At 73.3% G+C, this 17,793-nt stretch carries 16 protein-coding genes; 8 read left to right on the forward strand and 8 right to left on the reverse strand.

Going from position 1 to position 17,793, the window contains the following annotated elements; translation table 11 throughout:
• The first annotated feature begins 19 nt into the window (after positions 1-19).
• The 3 genes from ACZ7D7_RS14850 (at position 20) to ACZ7D7_RS14860 (ending at position 3,471) form a co-directional block, all read left to right on the forward strand.
• On the forward strand, positions 20-805 hold the full coding sequence (locus ACZ7D7_RS14850) for a dioxygenase family protein (protein ID WP_470824588.1): 786 nt from the start codon (positions 20-22) through the stop codon (positions 803-805).
• 409 nt (positions 806-1,214) lie between these two features.
• Positions 1,215-2,213: a sigma-70 family RNA polymerase sigma factor gene (locus tag ACZ7D7_RS14855; protein WP_470824589.1), complete on the forward strand. Its 999-nt coding sequence runs from the start codon at positions 1,215-1,217 to the stop codon at positions 2,211-2,213.
• Positions 2,214-2,649: 436 nt separating this feature from the next.
• Entirely contained in the window at positions 2,650-3,471 is an 822-nt protein-coding gene (locus ACZ7D7_RS14860; protein WP_470824590.1) for a TetR/AcrR family transcriptional regulator, read from the forward strand.
• A 96-nt stretch (positions 3,472-3,567) separates the two neighbouring features.
• Here the strand turns inward: ACZ7D7_RS14860 and ACZ7D7_RS14865 are convergent, their stop codons facing one another.
• Positions 3,568-4,533, reverse strand: a complete 966-nt coding sequence (locus ACZ7D7_RS14865; protein WP_470824591.1) for a helix-turn-helix transcriptional regulator — start codon at positions 4,531-4,533, stop codon at positions 3,568-3,570.
• A gap of 62 nt (positions 4,534-4,595) precedes the next feature.
• On the opposite strand from ACZ7D7_RS14865, the gene ACZ7D7_RS14870 reads away from it, so the two are divergent.
• From ACZ7D7_RS14870 to ACZ7D7_RS14885, 4 genes are all read left to right on the forward strand, one after another.
• Positions 4,596-6,176, forward strand: coding sequence for an MFS transporter (locus ACZ7D7_RS14870; RefSeq protein WP_470824592.1), 1,581 nt, complete (start codon positions 4,596-4,598; stop codon positions 6,174-6,176).
• A gap of 171 nt (positions 6,177-6,347) precedes the next feature.
• Positions 6,348-7,109 (forward strand): DeoR/GlpR family DNA-binding transcription regulator, encoded by a 762-nt coding sequence (locus ACZ7D7_RS14875; protein WP_470824594.1) that lies wholly within the window; start codon positions 6,348-6,350, stop codon positions 7,107-7,109.
• On the forward strand, positions 7,106-8,053 hold the full coding sequence (gene pfkB, locus ACZ7D7_RS14880; protein WP_470824596.1) for a 1-phosphofructokinase: 948 nt from the start codon (positions 7,106-7,108) through the stop codon (positions 8,051-8,053). Before ACZ7D7_RS14875 ends, pfkB begins: the two co-directional genes overlap by 4 nt.
• Positions 8,054-8,243: 190 nt before the next feature.
• Positions 8,244-10,403: a PTS fructose transporter subunit IIABC gene (locus ACZ7D7_RS14885; protein WP_470824597.1), complete on the forward strand. Its 2,160-nt coding sequence runs from the start codon at positions 8,244-8,246 to the stop codon at positions 10,401-10,403.
• A gap of 35 nt (positions 10,404-10,438) precedes the next feature.
• Here the strand turns inward: ACZ7D7_RS14885 and ACZ7D7_RS14890 are convergent, their stop codons facing one another.
• The 3 genes from ACZ7D7_RS14890 to ACZ7D7_RS14900 form a co-directional block, all read right to left on the reverse strand.
• Positions 10,439-11,188, reverse strand: a complete 750-nt coding sequence (locus ACZ7D7_RS14890) for a DUF6227 family protein (RefSeq protein WP_470824598.1) — start codon at positions 11,186-11,188, stop codon at positions 10,439-10,441.
• A 235-nt stretch (positions 11,189-11,423) separates the two neighbouring features.
• Entirely contained in the window at positions 11,424-12,452 is a 1,029-nt protein-coding gene (locus ACZ7D7_RS14895) for a P1 family peptidase (protein ID WP_470824599.1), read from the reverse strand.
• 41 nt (positions 12,453-12,493) lie between these two features.
• The gene (locus ACZ7D7_RS14900; RefSeq protein WP_470824601.1) at positions 12,494-13,726 is read right to left on the reverse strand and encodes a low temperature requirement protein A; all 1,233 of its coding nucleotides are present in this window, start codon (positions 13,724-13,726) and stop codon (positions 12,494-12,496) included.
• A gap of 95 nt (positions 13,727-13,821) precedes the next feature.
• On the opposite strand from ACZ7D7_RS14900, the gene ACZ7D7_RS14905 reads away from it, so the two are divergent.
• On the forward strand, positions 13,822-14,007 hold the full coding sequence (locus ACZ7D7_RS14905; RefSeq protein ID WP_470824603.1) for a hypothetical protein: 186 nt from the start codon (positions 13,822-13,824) through the stop codon (positions 14,005-14,007).
• 73 nt (positions 14,008-14,080) lie between these two features.
• On the opposite strand, the gene ACZ7D7_RS14910 is transcribed toward ACZ7D7_RS14905, so the two are convergent.
• The 4 genes from ACZ7D7_RS14910 to ACZ7D7_RS14925 form a co-directional block, all read right to left on the reverse strand.
• Entirely contained in the window at positions 14,081-14,680 is a 600-nt protein-coding gene (locus ACZ7D7_RS14910) for a hypothetical protein (protein ID WP_470824604.1), read from the reverse strand.
• Positions 14,681-14,880: 200 nt separating this feature from the next.
• Positions 14,881-15,723: an S-methyl-5'-thioadenosine phosphorylase gene (locus ACZ7D7_RS14915; RefSeq protein ID WP_470824605.1), complete on the reverse strand. Its 843-nt coding sequence runs from the start codon at positions 15,721-15,723 to the stop codon at positions 14,881-14,883.
• 170 nt (positions 15,724-15,893) lie between these two features.
• Positions 15,894-16,220: an FmdB family zinc ribbon protein gene (locus ACZ7D7_RS14920; protein ID WP_470824607.1), complete on the reverse strand. Its 327-nt coding sequence runs from the start codon at positions 16,218-16,220 to the stop codon at positions 15,894-15,896.
• 67 nt (positions 16,221-16,287) lie between these two features.
• Positions 16,288-17,574 carry an MFS transporter gene (locus ACZ7D7_RS14925; protein ID WP_470824609.1) on the reverse strand — a complete coding sequence of 429 codons (1,287 nt, stop codon included), beginning with the start codon at positions 17,572-17,574 and terminating at the stop codon, positions 16,288-16,290.
• Positions 17,575-17,793: the final 219 nt, after the last annotated feature.

Below are 17,793 nucleotides of genomic sequence, written 5' to 3' on the forward strand. Positions count from 1 at the left end.
AGTATCTGGAGCTGTCGCCATGTCCGCCACCACTCATGAGCGCATGCCCGCCCTGTACCTCAGCCACGGCGCACCGCTGCTGGCGGACGACCCCGTCTGGCCCGGTGAACTCGCCGCCTGGTCCGCCCGACTGCCCCGCCCCAAGGCGATCCTCATGATCTCCGCGCACTGGGAGGAGGCCCCGCTCGCCCTCGGCGCGACGCGGCCGGTCCCCCTGGTCCACGACTTCTGGGGCTTCCCCGAGCGCTACTACCGCGTCCGCTACGACGCCCCCGGTGCCCCCGAACTCGCCGAGTCCGTGCGCAAGCTGCTGCGCGCCCCCGGCATGCCCGTCCAGGACATCCCCGACCGAGGCCTCGACCACGGCGCGTACGTCCCGCTCGTCGAGATGTACCCGGACGCCGACATCCCCGTCCTCCAGGTCTCCATGCCGACCCTCGACCCCGTGCGGCTCATGGAGATCGGCAGGAAGCTGGCGCCGCTGCGCGACGAGGGCGTACTGATCGTCGGCTCCGGCTTCTTCACGCACAACCTGGCCGCGCTGCGGCAGGGCGGAATTCCCGCGTGGTCGGCGGAGTTCGACGACTGGGGCAGGCGCGCGCTGGAGACCGCCGACGTGGACGCGCTGCTGGACTTCACGCACACCTCGCCCGCGGGGCAGCTGGCCCACCCGCGCACCGAGCACTTCGCCCCGCTGTTCGTGACCATGGGTGCGGCGGACGCGGGCGGCGAACTGGACGCCCAGCGGTCCGTGATCGACGGCTTCTGGATGGGACTGGCGAAGCGGTCGGTGCAGTTCGGCTGACGGGTCGGTCGGCGGTTCGGTCGGCTGGTCGGTCGGCGGGTCGGCCGGCGGTTCGATCGGCGCGGTCCGGTCCCGGCAACTTTCTCGCCCCGCGGATCGTCTTCATGGGCAAGGGGTGACGGCCACTGGGCCGTATGTGACGGCCGTCTCATTCGCGACGCGTTCGCGGAGGGCGGCGGACGCCTCGGGCGGACCCGCGATCCGGGACTGACCTGGGCCTCCGCGACGTCCGGCGGCAGCGCGCCACCCCGTGCGGCCCGACAGGGTACTGCAAGATCAGAAAAATCGGGGGTCGGGTTGGGAATTCTGTCCTGATTCCAGTCGTTGTTTCCTTCGGATGCCGGGCACTCGGCCAGAGTGCCGAGCACCTGAGAACCACCCGCCAGCCCACCACCGCAAGGGAGCACGCATGGCAACCCGTGCCGTCGCCCGTCGTCAGTCCACCACCGGTGGGACGACCGATGCGGCAAGCAGTGTTCGCGCCCACGGCGGCGAGATCGCCGACCGCGACCTGGTCGGCATGTACCTCGACGAGATCGCGCGTACGCCGCTGCTCGACGCCGCCAGGGAGGTCGAGCTGTCCCAGACCATCGAGGCGGGTGTCTTCGCACAGCAGGTCCTCGACGGTCTTGAGGACACCAAGGTCGACGCCGGCCGCGAGGAGCTCGAGGCCCTGGTCGCCGAGGGTGAGCGGGCCAAGGACGTCTTCATCCGCTCCAACCTCCGCCTGGTCGTCGCCGTCGCCCGCCGCTACCCGCGCAGCGGCCTGCCCCTGCTCGACCTGATCCAGGAGGGCAACGCGGGTCTGGTGCGCGCGGTCGAGAAGTTCGACTACCGCAAGGGCTTCAAGTTCTCGACGTACGCGACGTGGTGGATCCGCCAGGCCATCACCCGCTCGATAGCCGACCAGTCCCGCACGATCAGGCTGCCCGTCCACCTCGTGGAGGAGCTGGGCCGGATCCGGCGCGTGCAGCGCGAGTTCAACCGCGAGCACGGCCGCGACCCGGAGCCCGCCGAGATCGCCGCCGAGCTCGGCTCGACGCCGGAGCGTGTGATCGACGTGCTCGACTGGGCCCGCGACCCGGTCTCGCTGAACATGTCGGTGGACGACGAGGGCGAGACCCAGTTCGGCGACCTCCTGGAGGACACCTCCGCGGTGTCGCCCGAGCAGTCCGTGCTGACCCTGCTGCGCAGCGAGGAACTGGACGACCTGATCGGCCGCCTCGACCAGCGCACGGCCTCCATCATCAAGATGCGGTACGGCATCGAGGACGGCCGGGAGCGCACGCTCACGGAGGTCGGCAAGGAGCACGGCCTGACGCGCGAGCGCATCCGCCAGATCGAGAAGCACGCGCTGCTGGAGCTGAAGAAGCTCGCCCGCGACACCGGGTTCGACGCGGCGGCGTGACGCCGTCGGCGTCGCCCCCGTCGTCCCCGTTGTCCCAGCCGCCCCGTCGGCGTCGCCGAAGTCGTCGACGTCCCACGCAAGTGGCGCACGCCGTACGGGGACCGCGTGCGCCGGGTGGCGAAAGACCGCGCAAACATGGCGATGTAACGCCGCTTCAACCCACGGAGCGGCGGGAACAAGACTTCAGACCGAGTCGGACACAGTCAGGCCCAGTCCCGACGCACTCCCCCCGGTGCCGGGACTTTCCCCAGCCGGGCTTCGGCGCCTTCCCCCCGGGCGTCGGGGCCCGGCCTTGGTGTTTCCGCGCGCACGCAGGCACCCGCGGCCGCGAACGGCGGCCCGGGGCACGGCTGTTCCAGGGCGGGCCACCCCGAACCTGAACCCCGGGGTGGCCCGCAGATGGCAGATTGTGCCACAAGGGCATAGCCTGCCGCAGGTGAGCAGCACCACCCCAGTACCCCCCGCGTCGGCCGCCCTCTCCCTGACCGAGCGCCGCAAGGCCGAGACGCGCATGGAGATCGCCCGAGCCGCGGCCGCCCTCTTCGTCCGACAGGGCCTGCGTGCCACCCGCGCCGAGGACATCGCCCACGCCGCCGGCGTTGCCCCGCGCACCTTCTACCGCTACTTCGCCGGCAAGGAGGAGGCCGTCGCCCCGCTCTACGCGGCGGGCGCCGAACGCTGGGCGGCGGCGGTGCGCGCCGCCCCCGCGGACCTGTCCGTGCCGCAGGCCCTGGAGCAGGCGGTACGGCACACGCTGACGCCCGGAGCCGGGGTCTCGGCCGCCTCTTGGGCGTTCGTCCGCACGCTGATCCGCCTCGCCCAGGCGAACCCGGCGCTGCGGCGGGTGTGGGCGGAGGTGTGTCACGCCTCCGAGCGGACCCTGCTGGACGCCCTGGCGGACCGGTTGGGGCCGGGGAAGGAAGCGGCGCCGGCACCGCACGCCACCGACAACGTTGCCGCCGATACCGCCGATACCGCCGATACCGGCGCTGCCGACGATGCCGCCGAGTCCGAGTCCGTGGCCGGACCTGGGGCCGCGTCCGAATACGCGTCCGCGGCCGTGCCCCCCGAGTTGCGGTTCGCGGCGGCCGTCGCGAGCGCCGCCGTGCGGGTCGCCATGGAGACCTGGGCCGCGGGGGAGGGGCCGGTCGAAGGCCCGGACGGCCCGGCCGAGTTGGCCCTGCGCAACCTGGCCGCGCTGCGGGACTTCCCGTGGGAGGCGGCAGCGACGGGCACCGCGACGCGACCGCCCGGCTGACGGCGCATGCCGACGGGCGCGGAGACACCGGCGTACGCCGACGCGCCCCCCACTCCGTGCTGGCCCGACCGGCCCGACCGCTCTGAGTGAGCCGCGTCACCCACCGCCCGCCCGCGTCAGACGGGTCCCCAACTCCCGTACGGCGTCCACGAGTCCCGGCGGATCCTGCACCGTGAAGTCCAGGCCCAGCATGGCCAGGCGGACCGCGACCCACGGCATCGCGTCGGCGGTCGTGGCGCGCAGGCGGCAGCTGACCGCGTCGAGCGGCTCGGGCGTGCCGAGCCACCCCGGTACCCGGGCGGCGACGACGTCGGCCGGGGCGGCGAACGTGACCGTGAACTCGTAGGTCTCGTGGCGCCGTTGCATCGAGCGGCGCAGGTACTCCGCCGCGTCCCCGGTGGGCAGCTCGCGCGGCGTGAATCGCGCCCCGGTGGCGAAGGGTTCGCTGACCCGGTCGACGCGGAACGTGCGCCAGTCGGCGCGATCGAGGTCGTACGCCACGAGGTACCAGCGGCGTCCGGTCGACACCAGCCGGTACGGCTCGGTCAGGCGGCGTGACTCGGTGCCGTCGGCGGCTCGGTAGGCGAACCGCAGCCGCTCCTGCCCGGCGACCGTGGACGCCATCACGGTGAGCGTCTCGGGCGCGATGGTCGGGCCGTCCCCGCTGGTCAGCGGCATCGTCGCGGACTGGAGCGTGGACACGCGGTGCCGCAGCCTGCTCGGCAGCACCTGCTCCAGCTTGGCCAGCGCCCGCACCGACGCCTCGTCCACGCCCTCGACGGCGTGCCCGGCGCCGGCGCGCAGCCCGACCGCGATGGCCACCGCCTCCTCGTCGTCCAGCACGAGGGGCGGCATGGCCTTGCCCGCGACGAGCCGGTAGCCGCCGTCCGAACCCTTGGTCGCCTGGACGGGATAGCCGAGTTCGCGCAGCCGGTCGATGTCGCGCCGGACCGTGCGCCGCGACACCCCGAGCCGGTCGGCGAGCTCGCCACCGGGCCATTCGCGGGGCGTCTGGAGGAGGGAGAGGAGCTGGAGGATCCGCGCCGGGGTGTCGGTCGTCATGCGTCCGAGCATCCCGCAGATGTAGGTCATGATCCGGCCTAATGGGGTCCTAGCTTCTCGGTATGACCTTCACCGACACCCCGTCCGGCACTCCTGCCGCAGGTTCCGCGGCATCCGGGGCCTCCGCGGCCCCCGCCGGCGACCGGCGCCGCTGGTTCGCCCTGGCGATCGTGATGACCGCGGCCTTCATGGACCTCGTCGACGTCACCATCGTCAACATCGCGATCCCGTCCATCCAGGAGGAGGCGGGCGCGACCTTCAGCCAGATCCAGTGGATCACCGCCGGTTACGCCCTCGCCTTCGCCGCCGGCCTGATCACCGGCGGACGGCTCGGCGACATCCACGGCCGCAAGCGGATCTTCCTGTTCGGCATCGGCGGCTTCACGGTCGCCTCCGCGCTGTGCGGCTTCGCCGTGAACCCGGAGATGCTGGTCGCCTCCCGCATTCTCCAGGGCGGCATGGCGGCGCTGATGGTGCCGCAGGTGCTGTCGATCGTGCACGCCACCTTCCCGGCGCACGAACGCGGCAAGGTGTTCGGCCTGTTCGGCGCGATCGTCGGACTGGGCGCGGTGTCCGGTCCGCTGCTGGGCGCGCTGCTGACCGAGTGGAACCTCTTCGGCCTCGAATGGCGCCCGATCTTCCTGATCAACCTGCCCGTCGGCGTCGCCGGCCTGATCCTGGGCGCCCGCTTCATCACCGAGTCCAAGGCGCCGCGCGCCCTCAAGCTCGACCTGGTGGGCGTCGGACTGGTCACGCTGGGCCTGCTGATGCTGCTCTACCCGCTGACCCGCGGCCGTGAGCTGGGCTGGCCGCTGTGGGGGTACGTGTCGATGGCGGGCGCGTTCGTCGTCCTCGCGGGGCTGGTGGCCTACGAGCGGCGCAAGGCCGCGCGGGACGGCTCGCCGCTGGTCGAGCTGTCGCTGTTCCGGGTCAAGAGCTTCGCCGCGGGCATCGCCGTGCAGACCGTGTTCGGCATCGGGCTCGGCATCTTCTTCCTGGTGTGGACGCTGTACATGCAGACCGGCCTGGGATGGGGGCCGCTGAAGGCCGGACTGACCGGGGTGCCGTTCTCGATCGCCGTGTCCGTGGCCGCCGGCCTGTCGGTGCAGAAGCTGGTGCCGCGCTTCGGACGCGGGGTGCTCCAGGCGGGCGCGCTGGTGATGGCCGCCGGGGTCCTGCTCTACATCTGGGAGTCCCACCACTACGGCCTCGGCATCGCGCCCTGGCAGATGGCGCTGCCGCTGGTCGTCATGGGCGTCGGCATGGGGCTCATCGTCGCGCCGCTGACGGACGCGGTGCTCTCCGAGGTGCCGCGCGAGCACGCCGGTTCGGCCTCGGGGCTCATCAACACCGTGCAGCAGATGGGCAACGCGCTCGGCCTCGGGCTCGTCTCGGTCGTCTTCTTCGGCACGATGAGCGACCGGCTGCGGCCCGAGCAGGTGGGCCCGGCCTTCGTGGACGCCTTCCAGTACGCGCTGGGCTGGGTGGCCGCCGTGATGGGCGCCATCTTCCTGCTGATGTTCGCCCTGCCGAAGCGCCCGGCGCAGCACGTCGAAGGCGCGGTGGTGGAGGACGCTGCGGAGGCCGCGGCGGCGGATGGGGCGGCGGGTGCGCCGGGGAACAAGGAGCCCGAGTTCGTCTGACCCGCGGCCCCGGGGGCGCCCCCCGAAGAACGGGGAAGAACGGGCCTACCCCGGAGGCCCGTTCATGCCCGATTGAGCCCGAGCTTGCCCGAACCTGTTTACTTTCTGGAAATCTCGGCTTAGCCTCCCAGAGAAACCACAGGTTCGGGCATCAGGCGGAGGCGATCGGACATGTACGCACCGGAGCGGCAGCAGGAGATCCTCCGCATCGCCCGGGACGCCGGCCGGGTGGACGTGGTGTCGCTGGCCGAGGAGTTCCAGGTGACGGCGGAGACCGTCCGTCGCGACCTGAAGGCCCTCGACCGCGCCGGTCTCGTCCGCCGCGTGCACGGCGGCGCCATCCCGGTCGGGCGCCTCGACTTCGAGCCGGACCTCGCCGAGCGCGAGACCACGGCGCCCGACGAGAAGGACCGCATCGCCAAGGCCGCCCTGGCCGAACTGCCCGCCGACGGCACGATGATCCTCGACGCCGGCACGACGGTGGCGCGCATGGCGGCGGCCCTCCCGCTGGAGTCCTCCCTCACCGTCGTCACGCACAGCCTCCCCACCGCCGCCCGCCTCGCCGACCACCCCGGCATTCAGCTCCACCTGGTCGGCGGCCGCGTCCGGCACCGCACCCGCGCCGCCGTCGACGCCTGGGCCCTGCGCGCGTACGGCGAGATCCGCGCGGACGTCCTCTTCGTCGCGGCGAACGGCTTCTCCGCCGAGCACGGCCTGACCACCCCCGACCTCGCCGAGGCCGCCGTCAAGCGCGCGGCCGTCGCCGCGGCCCGCCGCGTGGTGCTGCTCGCCGACTCCTCCAAGCACGGCCAGGAGCACTTCGCCCGCTTCGGCGGCCTGAACGACGTGGACCTGCTGATCACCGACAGCGGGCTGAGCACCGAGGACGCCGCCGCCATCGAGCGCGGCGGCACGGAAGTAGTACGCGCATGATCCTCACCGTCACCCCGAACCCGTCCCTGGACCGCACCTACGAGGTGCCCTCGCTGGACCGCGGCGAGGTCGTCCGCGCCACCGGCGAGCGCGTGGACCCGGGCGGCAAGGGCGTCAACGTCTCGCGGGCCGTCGCCGCCGCCGGCCGCCGCACGGTCGCGGTGCTGCCCCTCGGCGGCGCGCCGGGCGCCCTCGTCGCCGACCTGCTCGACGCGCAGGGCATCGAGGTCGCGCCCGTACCGGTCGCCGGAGCCACCCGCTCCAACATCGCCCTCGCCGAGGCGGACGGCGTCCTCACGAAGATCAACGCGCCCGGTCCCGAGCTGACCGCCGCCGAGCAGGAGTCCCTGCTGGAGACGGTCCGCCGGCAGTCCCGCGACGCCGCCTGGATCGCCTGCTGCGGCAGCCTCCCGCGCGGCCTCGCCCCCTCCTGGTACGCCGAGCTGGTCGCCCGCGCGCACGCCGCAGGCGCCCGGATCGCGCTCGACACCTCCGGACCCGCGCTGCTCCAGGCGCTGCGCGAGCGGCCCGACGTGGTGAAGCCGAACGCCGAGGAGCTCGCGGAGGCCGTCGGCCGCCCCCTGGCCACGGTCGGCGACGCCGTGAAGGCGGCCGAGGAGCTGCGGGAGCTGGGCGCGCGCGCCGTGCTCGCCAGCCTCGGCGCCGACGGCCAGCTCCTCGTGGACGACGCCGGCACCTGGTTCGGCACCGCCCGCGTCACCGCCGTACGCAGCAACGTCGGCGCCGGCGACTCCTCCCTCGCCGGTTTCCTGATCGCCGGCGGCACCGGTCCCGAGGCGCTCGCGTCGGCGGTCGCCCACGGCGCCGCGGCGGTCCGGCTGCCCGGCAGTGTGATGCCGTCCCCGGCCGACCTCGACCCGGCGGCGGTCACGGTCACGACGGACGTACCGGTCGACCGCCCGCTGACGGAGCCGGTCACATGACGCCCCGGCTCCGGCCGCCGGCCCCGGCCACCGCCCTCGAACCACGCCGGCGGGCCTCCCCGTCACCCGCCACCCGCCCCGCCACCCATGCCGTTCCCCTCCCCGCCACCCTCCCCCTCCCCTCCGAACTCCCCGTCCCCCTTTCCGCCCACGACTCCCCCCGGGCGATACGCGAGCGAAGGAGCCCGCGATGAGCGACATGATCACCGCGGAACTGGTCGACCTCGACCTGTCCGCCGACACCAAGGAAGCGGCGGCGCGCGCGCTCGCCGAGCGCATGGTGGCCCTGGGCCGGGTGACCGACCTCGACGGCTTCCTCGCCGACGTGGCGGCCCGCGAGGCCCAGATGCCGACCGGCCTCGACGGCGGCATCGGCATCCCGCACTGCCGCAGCACGCACGTGACCGAGCCGACGCTCGCCTTCGGGCGCAGCGCCGCCGGGATCGACTTCGGCGCGGCGGACGGTCCCGCCGACCTGATCTTCCTGATCGCCGCCCCGGCCGGCGCCGACGACGCCCACCTGACGATCCTGTCGTCACTGGCCCGCCAGCTGATGAACGCCGAGTTCACGACGGCTCTGCGGTCCGCGCGGAATGCGGCGGACGCCGCCGCGCTGATCCGCGGCGACGAGCCGGACGCGGCGGCGGAAGCGGCGGCGGGTGACACCGAGGGGCGGGCGGCGACGGGCGTCGACGGCACGCAGGCGGCGGACACCACCGAGCCGGCCGAGCGGTCCGGCTCCACCGAAGACTCCGTGGCGGCACCGGTGGCGGCCTCCGCCGGTGCCGCCACGGACACCACCCCCGCCACGGACACCCTCGCCATGGGCCCCGCCACCACGCCCGACCGCCCGTTCCGCGTCGTCGCCGTCACCTCCTGCCCCACCGGCATCGCCCACACCTACATGGCCGCCGAGTCGCTGGAGAACGCGGGCCGCGAAGCCGGCGTCGAGGTCGTCGTCGAGACGCAGGGCTCGGCCGGCTTCACCCGGCTCGACCCGGCCGTGATCGCGGCGGCGGACGGCGTGATCTTCGCGCACGACGTCCCCGTACGGGAGAAGGAACGCTTCGCCGGCAAGCCGACCGTCGACGTCGGCGTGAAGGCCGGCATCAACCGCCCCGCCGAACTCATCGCCGACGTACGGCGCAGGGCCGAACGCGGTGAGGTCACCTCCGGCACCGCGCCCACGCCGGTCGAACGCAGCGGCGACGCCGGCGAGGGCTACGGCACCAAGCTGCGCAAGTGGCTGATGTCCGGCGTGAGTTACATGGTCCCGTTCGTCGCCGCGGGCGGCCTGCTGATCGCGCTCGGCTTCGCGATCGGCGGCTACGAGATCAACAAGGCGCCGTCCGTGATGGACCACTTCGTGTGGTCGCAGGCCGACAGCTGGGGCGCGCTGCTGTTCCAGATCGGCGGCGTCGCCTTCGCCTTCCTCGTCCCCGTCCTCGCCGGATACATCGCCTACGGCATGGCGGACCGCCCCGGCCTGGTCCCCGGCTTCGTCGGCGGCTCGATCTCCCTCACCATCAGCGCCGGCTTCCTCGGCGGACTCGCCGCCGGTCTGATCGCGGGTGCCGTGGTCATCGGCATCCAGAAGGTGCGCATCCCGGTGGCGCTGCGCGGCATCATGCCCGTCGTGGTGATCCCGCTGATCTCCTCGGCGATCGTCGGATTCCTGATGTTCGTCGTGATCGGCAAGCCCATCGCCTCCGCCCAGAAGGGCATGACCGACTGGCTGAACGGCCTCACCGGCACCAACGCCGTCCTGCTCGGCGCCCTGCTCGGCCTGATGATGTGCTTCGACCTCGGCGGCCCGGTCAACAAGGTCGCCTACACCTTCGCCACCGCCGGTATCGCCGTCGCCGACCCGAGCGACTCCGCGATGAAGATCATGGCCGCGGTGATGGCCGCCGGCATGGTCCCGCCGCTGGCCATGGCCCTGGCGACGACCGTGCGGGGCCGGCTGTTCAACCAGACCGAGCGCGAGAACGGCAAGGCCGCCTGGGTCCTCGGCGCGTCCTTCATCTCCGAGGGCGCCATCCCGTTCGCCGCGGCCGACCCGCTGCGCGTCATCCCCGCCTCGATGGCGGGCGGCGCGGTCACCGGCGCGCTGTCGATGACCTTCGACGCCACGCTGCGCGCCCCGCACGGCGGCGTCTTCGTGGTCCCGCTGATCGGCAACCCGCTGCTGTACCTCATCGCCATCGCGGCGGGCGTCTGCGTCACCACCGCGCTCGTCGTCCTCCTCAAAGGGCTGCGCAAGCCGGCGCCGGACACCACGGCCCCGGGCACCGGTGACGGCACGTCGTCGACCGCGGCGGATGCGGCCAGGCAGCCCGTGGCGGCGTGAGCGGGAACTCCGCGTTCCCGGCAGGGCGGTGCGGGTCAGGAAACCTGCGCCGCCCGCCGCTCCATCGCGTCCCGCGCCGCGTCCTCCGACACGTACACCTCGCACATGTGCCGGCCGTCGGGCGTCGCCGTGTGCTCGACCTCCCAGAGGGAGATCTCCTTGCCGTCGCGCAGCAGGAAGGCGTGCTCGTACAGCGCGAAGCACAGCCCGGCGCGCGCCACGCGGCGGCGGGGGCGGCCGAAGGCCTGCGTGATCTGGTGGGCGAACGCCGTCGTCAATAATTCGGCGGTCTCCCCGCCCGGCCGGTCCGCGTTCTCCGCGCGGCGCAGCAGCCTGCGGGCGTGGTCCGCCGAATCGTCCGGCACATACGTGTGCCGGGGCGCCGGCAGCGGCGACAGCTGCACCAGCACCGGCAGCTCGAAGTCGGGCGCGTCGGGCGGCAGCGGCAGCCGCGAGGTGGCGGACCGCAACTCCTCCTCGTCCGCGTAGACCTCGTGCTGCGCCTCGCCGCCCGGCACGGTGTTGTGCACCAGCTCCCACAGCGTGAGCGCCGAACCGTCCACGAGCAGCCAGGTGTGCCGGTACGTCTCCCGGTGCAGACCGGCACTGTGGTGCGCGGAGTGCAACGAGCTGTCGTAGGCCAGGGCCAGGTCGAGCTGCCGTACCAACTCGTCGGGCAGCTCGAAGGAGTTCAGGGCACGTCCCAGGAGACGCGCGAGGTGCTCCTCCGGAGACTCGGGCGACTCGGGTGGTTCGTACGCTGCCGTCTCGTACGGAACGCTCAAGGTTTCTCCCGGCGTTGCTGCATGTCACCTTGTGGGTGCATACCGTAGCCCCTGGACCGGACATCATGTCCAGTAACTGAGAAAACGTACGCTTGAAAAACTGACGACCCGCGCGAGAAGTTCCCGCAGGCACCGGCATACCGTCAAAAAACGCTGATGGCAAGGGAGTTGGCACAGCTCGCCGGTCGTGCGCGGGCGGCGTCCACGCCCGGGCGCACGGGCCGCCGCGTGCGCGTCATCGCCCGCCGTAGAGCTCCCCGTACGACGGCCACGCCCCGCCCGGCCCCACCACCGACTCCGCCGCCCGTACGGCGTTCACGATCGCCCGCGTCACCACGTCCGCGCCCGCGGCGAGCACCGCGTTCAGGGCGAGCGGGTCGTCGGCGTCGAGCGGGTGCCGCCCGGTCGACAGCGCGAACACCGTGTCCCCGTCGTTGAGCAGGTGCACCGGGCGCACGGCACGCGCGATGCCGTCGTGCGCCGTGCCCGCCAGCTTCTGCGCCTGCGCCTTCGACAGGTCGGCGTCCGTCGCGACCACGGCCAGCGTGGTGTTCAGCGGGGGAGGGCCGCTGCTCGCGGCGATCTCCGCGAGGCGCCGGCGCGCGGCCTCGTGCACCCGGCTCTCCGGATACGTCACCCGGCCCTGGAACACCTCCCCGTACAACACCCCCGTCTCCGGATCCACCGCCGACCCCGCCGCGTTGGCCACCACCAGTGCCGCCACCGTCACGCCCGAGTCGAGGACCGCGCTCGCCGTGCCGACGCCGCCCTTCAGCTGTCCGACCGCCGCGCCGGTGCCCGCGCCCACGCAGCCCTCCGCCACGGCCGTGCCGGGCGCCCTGGCGGCGGCCTCCTCCACCGCGGCCCGGCCGGTGGCCGCGTCCGGGCGGGCCCGGAAGTCGCCGCCGCGCCCCAGGTCGAAGACGCAGGCCGTCGGCACCACGGGCACCACATGGGCCGGGTCCGGCCCGACCCGCACCCCGCGGCCGTGCTCCTCCAGCCAGGCCATCACGCCGGACGCCGCGTCGAGCCCGTAGGCGCTGCCGCCGGTGAGGACGATCGCGTCGACCTTCTGCACCAGGTTCCGCGGGTCGAGGGCGTCGGTCTCCTTGGTGCCGGGACCACCGCCGCGCACGTCCACCGCGGCGACCGCCCCGCCCTCCGGGGCCAGCACCACCGTGGTCCCGGTGAGGCGGCCGTCCCCGGTCAGTGTCGCGTGCCCGACCCGCACACCGGCCACGTCCGTCAATGCGTCAACTGTCATGGCCCCCAGTGTCGTCCAGCCGCCCCGCCGGGCGGGCCCTCTCAGCTGGTCGTGGCCGGCGCCGGGCCGGACCGGGCGGCCGTCCGCGCCGTCAGAGTCGTCCCGGTCGCCACCGCCAGCGCCATCACGACGCCCGCGGCGAGCACCGCCCAGTCGCCCAGGAAGGTGCAGCACAGCACCAGCACCGCCGTGACCGGCAGCACGAGTTGCTGGGCGAGACCCACCTTGAAGTGCCGGGCGGGCAGGAACCAGACCGTGAGCAGATAGAGCGCCGTCGGCACGGTCACCGCGGCCGACGCGGCCGGCGTCGAGATGTGCGCCTTGCCGATCGCCTGCTCCACCGCCACCTCCAGGCCCGCACCGACGGCCGCCGCCGAGGCGAACACCAGGTAGTGGCCGTATCCCCAGAGGAACGACTCCTTGCTGGAGCGCAGGTACGCGTGCACCGGCACCACGAAGTAGATCCACCACGCGGCGAAGATGATCAGCAGCCCGCCCGCGGCGATCGGCAGCAACTCGTCCAGCGCGTCGTTCTCGTCGATGCCCGACTTCACGGCGACCGTGGCCGCCGCGATCGTCTCGCCCAGCACGATGATCGTGAACAGGCCGTACCGCTCGGCGATGTGGTGCGGGTGCCAGTCCGTCGGCCGGTCCTTCTCCGCGAACAGCGGCACGCTCAGTTCCAGCAGCGCCATCACCAGGAACACCCACGGCCTCGCGCCCTCCGGGAAGACCAGCAGTCCGAGCCAGCCGATCTGGCACAGCAGCACGCCGCCCGCGTACCTTCGGCACATCGCCCGTTCCACGGGGTCGGCCCCGCGTGACGCGCGCAGCCACTGGCTCACCATCGCGAGCCGCATGATCACGTAACCGAGCCAGACCCAGAGGAAGTCGTGGTCCTCGGCCGCCCGCGAGATCCCGGCCGCCAGGACCAGCACGCCCGCGATCTGGATCAGGGTGACGACTCGGTAGAGCGCGTCGTCGTTGTCGTACGCCGAGGCGAACCAGGTGAAGTTCATCCAGGCCCACCAGATCGCGAAGAAGAGCATCGCGTAGGTGAGGACGCCCTCGCCCGCGTGGCCCTCGGCGACCGCGTGCACCAACTGGATGCCCGCCTGGGCGACGGCCACCACGAAACACAGGTCGAAGAAGAGCTCCAGCGGCGTCGCCGAGCGGTGCGCCTCGCCCCGGCCGCGGGCCCTGAGCCGCCGCAGCGGACGCCCGTCCGAGGGCGGGACGGACGGGGCGGACGGGGGAGTCGGTTCGGATGTCATGGCTCCAGCAGACCAGATCACTGGCCGGATTTCTCCCGTGCGAGCGGCTGTCGCCTCGTGACCGGGACGCCGGGCCGGAGCCGTACGCTTGAGGCATGAGCAGCACCGCGCCCGAGCCCGAACCGCGTGAGCCGAAGCCCGCGCTGATCTTCGACGACCCGCTGGACCAGCAGTCGTCGGACGACACCGACCGCGGCTGGGGCGAGCGCGGCGACCGCGACCGTGACAGCGCGGCCGACCTGAAGCGCTTCCTCGACGAGAAGCCGCCCCACCACCTGTAGAACGTCGGCCACCACCCGCGCCGGGAACCGCCAGGCGCGGAAGTCCCACCACCCGCGGCGCTCACCACAGGGCTCACCACAGCGTCACCGCCAGCCGGGCCGTCGCACTCGCGCCCGCGAGGCGCGCCGCCGTGGAACGGGGCACCGACAGCACCACCAACGCGCCGCTCCCGGCCGGGTCGTCCACGGTCTCCGGCACCTTCGTCACCCGCGCCCCGCGTGCGACCACCCGCGCGGCACCGGCCGTCGGGCCCTCCCCGGCGGCGATGACGTCGACCCGGTCGCCCGGCCGCAGCAGTCGTACCGTCGCGGCGTCGGCGATCCGCACCGGTGCCGTCACCGGTCCGGCAGCGCGCTGCCCACGTGACGTGAGGTCCGCCGCCGGTGCGGCCGCGCGCGGCGGCGCCGGGTCGCCCGGCCGGCCGCGGGCCCGCTCGGTGTCGCCGGGGCCGGCCGCCACCAGCGCCGCCGCCGTGACGGCGAGGCCCGCTGCCACCGCCCGCCGCCGGTGCCGTACGAGCCGGCTCGGCCCGTACCGTCCGCCGCGCACCCGTACCGGGTCGAAGGGCGGCACCTCACGGGTCGGCGGGGCGTCGGCACGCGACGGTCCGTAGGAGTGGCCGTAGGGGTGCGGAGCAGGGGAAGGGGACGCATGGGACGGAGGGAAGGACACGGGACCACCACCAGTGACGAGGAAGGACTTCGCTTTCCCCGCCCACGATGAAGCTCCGCGCCGCCGCCCGCCGGGCCCCGTGCGCTACTCACGGGTTGTGGACAACTCCCTCACCCGAACGAGCCGTTCCAGAACGAGAATCCCACAGGTTCCCGGTTTCCCCGACTGCCGCCCGCCGGCCACCCGCCGCCGGGGCCGCCCTACGGCAGCGCGAACCCCGGATCCATCCCGCCCAGCGCGGACCTGCACAGACAGTCCCGTTCCTCCGTCGCGGGCAGCGCCGCCACCGCGTCGAAGAGCACGCCCCGCAGCCGGTCCACGTTCGCCGCGAACACCCGCAGCACCTCGTCGTGCGAGACGCCCTCACCGGTCTCGGCACCCGCGTCGAGGTCCGTGACCAGGGTCAGCGAGGTGTAGCAGAGCTCCAGTTCACGGGCGAGCGCGGCCTCGGGGTGGCCGGTCATGCCCACCACGGACCAGCCCTGCGCCTGGTGCCACAGCGACTCCGCACGCGTCGAGAAGCGCGGCCCTTCGACCACGACGAGGGTGCCGCCGTCCACGGCCTCCCAGTCCCGGCCGCGTGCCGCCTTCAGCGCGACCGTGCGCCCGGTGGGGCAGTAGGGGTCGGCCAGCGACACGTGCACGACGTTCGGCACCGTGCCGTCGGGCAGCGGCAGCCCGTCGAAGTAGGAGTTGGCCCGGGACTTCGTGCGGTCGACGAGCTGGTCCGGCACGAGCAGCGTGCCCGGTCCGTACTCGGGGCGCAGGCCGCCCACCGCGCACGGGCCGAGCACCTGCCGTACGCCGACCGACCGCAACGCCCAGAGGTTGGCCCGGTAGTTGATGCGGTGCGGCGGCAGGTGGTGGCCTCGTCCGTGCCGGGGGAGGAAGGCGACCCGCCGGCCGGCGACGTCGCCGAGGAAGAGGGAGTCGCTGGGCTGCCCGTAGGGGGTGTCGACCTGGATCTCGGTCACGTCGTCCAGGAACGAGTAGAAACCGGAGCCGCCGATCACGCCGATCTCGGCGTTCGCCTTGTTCGCCATGCCCCGACCCTAAGCGCTCCCGGACTCTGAGCGCTCCCAGCCCTCAAACACTTCCGGGCCCGGCACTCCAGCGCCCCGGCCCCCATCGCCCGGTGCCACCCGGCAACGCCGAAGACCCCGCCGCCGATGGCGACAGGGTCCCGTGAGAATGCGGCGTACGCGCGAGGCGGTTACGCGGCGGTGCTGCTGCTCGTGGAGCTGCCGGAGCCCGACGACGAGGAGCCCGAGTCCGAGGAGGACGACGACGAGGAGGACGACGACGAGGACGTCGACGAGGAGGACGACGACTTCGACGACGCCGGCGAGCTGCTCGACGAGGAGCCGCGGCTGTCGTTCCGGTAGAAACCGGAGCCCTTGAAGACGATGCCGACGGCCGAGAACACCTTCTTCAGGCGGCCCTGGCAGGACGGGCACTCGGTCAGAGCGTCGTCGGTGAACTTCTGCACCGCCTCGAGGCCCTCGCCGCACTCGGTGCACTGGTACTGGTAGGTCGGCACTGTCTTCCTCCTGGCACTCTCACTCGATGAGTGCTAACGACGCTCCATACTGACGTATTCCGGCCGCTCAGTCCACTGCCACCGGCACGCGGTGACCCACGCCACGTGCGACCGTGCGCCCGGGGGAGCGTGCCACCAACCGGGAGCGCAGCGCCAGCAGGGTGACGAGGGCGAGCAGGGTGCCGCCCGCCGGCACGAGGAATCCGGCACCGCTCCAGTAGCGGTCCTCGAGCTGTCCGGCGACCGTCACGGCCGCCGCCTGCCCGAGCGCCACTGCGCCCGTCAGCCAGGTGAACGCCTCGGTGCGGGCCCCGGCCGGGACCAGGCCCTCGACCAGGGTGTAGCCGGTGATCAGCGCGGGCGCGATGCACATGCCGACCAGCAGACCGAGCCCGGCGAGCAGGACCACCGAGTGCGCGGCCCACAGTCCGGACGCGGCCAGCGCGAGCGCGGCGTAGCCCACAACCAGGCGCTGGTGCGGTGCGGCCTTCCAGGCGATGGCCCCGCAGGCGACGCCGGCGAGCATGTTGCCCGCGGCGAAGACGCCGTACAGGACGCCGTTGAGGCCGGGCTCGCCGATCGACTCGGTGAACGCGGCCAGCGAGACCTGCATGCCGCCGAACACGGACCCGATGCCGAGGAACGTCACGATCAGCACGCGCACGCCGGGCACGCTCAGGGCGGAGGCGTGCCGCACGCGCGCGTGCCCGCGCGGCGCGACCGACGGCTGCGTGGCCTTCTGCGCGGCGAACAGCAGACCGCCGATCAGCGTCAGCGCGGCCTCGGTCACCAGCCCGGCGGCCGGGTGGACGGCCGTGCACAGGGCGGTGGCCAGCAGGGGACCGACGACGAAGGTCAGCTCGTCCGTGACGGACTCGAAGGCCGCCGCCGTCGTCATCAGGGGCGAGTCCTTCAGGGTGACGCCCCACCGCGCGCGGACCATGGGGCCGACCTGCGGCACGGAGGCGCCGGTCGGGACGGCCGCCGCGAACAGCGCCCACAGGGGAGCGTCCGCAAGGGCCAGCGCGGTGAACGTCAGGCCCGACAGGGCGTGCAGCAGCACCCCGGGGATCAGTACGGCGCGCTGCCCGTGGCGGTCGGCGAGCCGTCCGGTGTACGGGGCGAACAGCGCCATGGAGACGCCGGTGACGGCCGCCGCGGCGCCGGCCGCGCCGTAGGAGCCGGTGGTGTGCTGGACCAGCAGCACGATGGAGATGGTGAGCATCGCGAACGGCTGGCGTGCCGCGAAGCCGGGGAGCAGGAAGGTCCAGGCGCCGCGGGTGCGCAGCAACTGGAGGTATCCCGGGCGGGAGGCCGCCGCCGAGTTCTTCGACGAGGTGACCGTGGTCGCCACGGCCCGTGCCTTTCTGCCGCCTGGTAGCGCGGCCCCTTCGCGTGGGGGCGGCGCCGAGAGCTGTCCTCGTGCGCTGAACTGCGGTAGATACCGGGCCCGCTTCAGGGGGTGTGCCGGCCGCCATACGGTCGCGCCAGCTCTGCGTCAGGCAGAGTTGGTTCGATCTGGTAACGCCTTCATCGTACAGGTATCCGGCGCCGTGGCCCTGTGAAAACGAGC

This window comes from Streptomyces sp. NPDC037054 (genome assembly GCF_055606745.1).

Coding starts and splice junctions, on each gene's coding strand:
- ACZ7D7_RS14850 (WP_470824588.1), top strand. CDS start 20: ATGTCCGCCACCACTCATGAGCGCATGCCCGCCCTGTACCTCAGCCAC.
- ACZ7D7_RS14855 (WP_470824589.1), top strand. CDS start 1,215: ATGGCAACCCGTGCCGTCGCCCGTCGTCAGTCCACCACCGGTGGGACG.
- ACZ7D7_RS14865 (WP_470824591.1), bottom strand. CDS start 4,533: ATGACGACCGACACCCCGGCGCGGATCCTCCAGCTCCTCTCCCTCCTC.
- ACZ7D7_RS14870 (WP_470824592.1), top strand. CDS start 4,596: ATGACCTTCACCGACACCCCGTCCGGCACTCCTGCCGCAGGTTCCGCG.
- ACZ7D7_RS14875 (WP_470824594.1), top strand. CDS start 6,348: ATGTACGCACCGGAGCGGCAGCAGGAGATCCTCCGCATCGCCCGGGAC.
- pfkB (WP_470824596.1), top strand. CDS start 7,106: ATGATCCTCACCGTCACCCCGAACCCGTCCCTGGACCGCACCTACGAG.
- ACZ7D7_RS14885 (WP_470824597.1), top strand. CDS start 8,244: ATGAGCGACATGATCACCGCGGAACTGGTCGACCTCGACCTGTCCGCC.
- ACZ7D7_RS14895 (WP_470824599.1), bottom strand. CDS start 12,452: ATGACAGTTGACGCATTGACGGACGTGGCCGGTGTGCGGGTCGGGCAC.
- ACZ7D7_RS14900 (WP_470824601.1), bottom strand. CDS start 13,726: ATGACATCCGAACCGACTCCCCCGTCCGCCCCGTCCGTCCCGCCCTCG.
- ACZ7D7_RS14905 (WP_470824603.1), top strand. CDS start 13,822: ATGAGCAGCACCGCGCCCGAGCCCGAACCGCGTGAGCCGAAGCCCGCG.
- ACZ7D7_RS14915 (WP_470824605.1), bottom strand. CDS start 15,723: ATGGCGAACAAGGCGAACGCCGAGATCGGCGTGATCGGCGGCTCCGGT.